The following is a 1,506-nucleotide window of genomic DNA, read 5'->3' on the forward strand; positions in this document are numbered from 1 at the left end:
ATAGCGGCTAACACAATGAGGTGGCTCGGTCCTGATGGCCGTGTCCAGGGCGGTAGTTGAGCGTTCGGCTCGGTGTGGGGAAGTCGCCGTGGATCGTGTCGGATGAGCTGTGGGACCGCCTGGAGCCGCTCTTGCCGCGGCGCGAGCGACGCTTTCGGCACCCGGGACGCAAGCCGCTGCCGGACCGGCAGGTGCTGTGCGGGATCCTGTACGTGCTGCACACCGGGATCCAGTGGGAGTACCTGCCGCAAGACCTTGGGTTCGGCTCGGGCATGACGTGCTGGCGCCGCTTACGGGACTGGAACCAGGCCGGCGTCTGGCAGCGGTTGCACGAGGTCCTGCTGGCCGAACTGAATGCGGCCTCGCGGCTGGACTGGTCCCGCTGCGTGGTCGACTCCTCCCATGTCAGGGCGCTAAAAGGGGGAGCCAGACGGGCGCCTCGCCGGTCGACCGGGGCCGAGCCGGCTCCAAACATCACTTGATCACTGACGGGCACGGCACCCCGCTGGCGGTTCTGCTGACCGGCGGCAACCGCAACGACGTCACCCAACTGCTGCCCCTACTCGACGCGATCCCGCCGGTCCGCGGCCGGGTCGGCCGTCCCCGCCGCAAGCCAGACTCGCTGTTCGCCGACCGCGGCTACGACCACGACATCTACCGCGACCAGGTTCGCGCCCGTGGCATCGTGCCCGCGATCGCCCGCCGCGGCACCCGACACGGCACCGGGCTGGGCACCTACCGCTGGGTCGTGGAGAGGAGTTTTGCCTGGTTGCACGGCTTCCGACGCCTGCGGATCCGGTGGGAACGGCGGGCCGACATCCACGAAGCGTTCCTGAAGCTCGCCTGCTGCCTCATCACTCACCGGCAACTCACGGCATTGCGCTGACGTTGGGGTACAAGGCCGCTGGTCACCTCATGGATGTCCGTGACTCATGCCATGATCCGGCCTCATGAGTGACCGTTCGCTTTCACCCGCCTGGCTGGCCTCGTGGACAGAGAGGGTCTCCGGGACTCTCGCGGCAATGACGGACGGGTTCGAGCATCGGCACGGCTTTCCTCCTGGTACCAACGAGGTCCGGCCGGCCGGTCGCGACGATCAAACGGCGGCTCGCACGCTCGCTCAAGCGGGCCTTATCCCGGCTGACCTGGTCACTTTCTACGACTGCATTGGTGACTTGACCTGGTCGGACATCGGCAACGGATACTTCCTCGACGCGGCAAGTGACGTCCTTCTGCGACTCGAGGAGCACGGGCCTGTCGTCGCCGCCGCGGACCGGATGGTGGTCATCGGCTCGAACGGCGGTGGCCTCTCCTACGTCGCGGGCTCTGATGGGTCGGTTCATCGGATGCGGACGGCATCACTGGACGAACCCGAGCTCGACAAGGTAGCCGACGACCTGCGGCAGTTTCTGGAGCTGCTGGAGGGATCCCTGACGCGGTTCATTGCCGACGGTGACCCGGGATCTCTGTAGGTCAGCCCGCGGGGCTCATTCTGTTAGCCGCTGT

2 protein-coding genes are annotated in these 1,506 nt (G+C 67.0%); both read left to right on the plus strand.

The features are described 5' to 3' along the window. Positions 1 to 74 precede the first annotated feature (74 nt). A protein-coding gene (locus AQJ64_RS47555) for an IS5 family transposase (RefSeq protein WP_240512905.1) occupies positions 75 to 886 on the plus strand; the annotation gives its coding sequence in 2 pieces (ribosomal slippage) (positions 75 to 398 and positions 401 to 886; 810 coding nt in all). A gap of 136 nt (positions 887 to 1,022) precedes the next feature. Then, complete coding sequence (locus tag AQJ64_RS44805; protein ID WP_055637785.1) at positions 1,023 to 1,472, plus strand: SMI1/KNR4 family protein; 450 nt, start codon at positions 1,023 to 1,025, stop codon at positions 1,470 to 1,472. The last annotated feature ends 34 nt before the right edge of the window (positions 1,473 to 1,506 follow it).

Source organism: Streptomyces griseoruber (genome assembly GCF_001514205.1).
GTDB classification, from domain to species: domain Bacteria; phylum Actinomycetota; class Actinomycetes; order Streptomycetales; family Streptomycetaceae; genus Streptomyces; species Streptomyces griseoruber.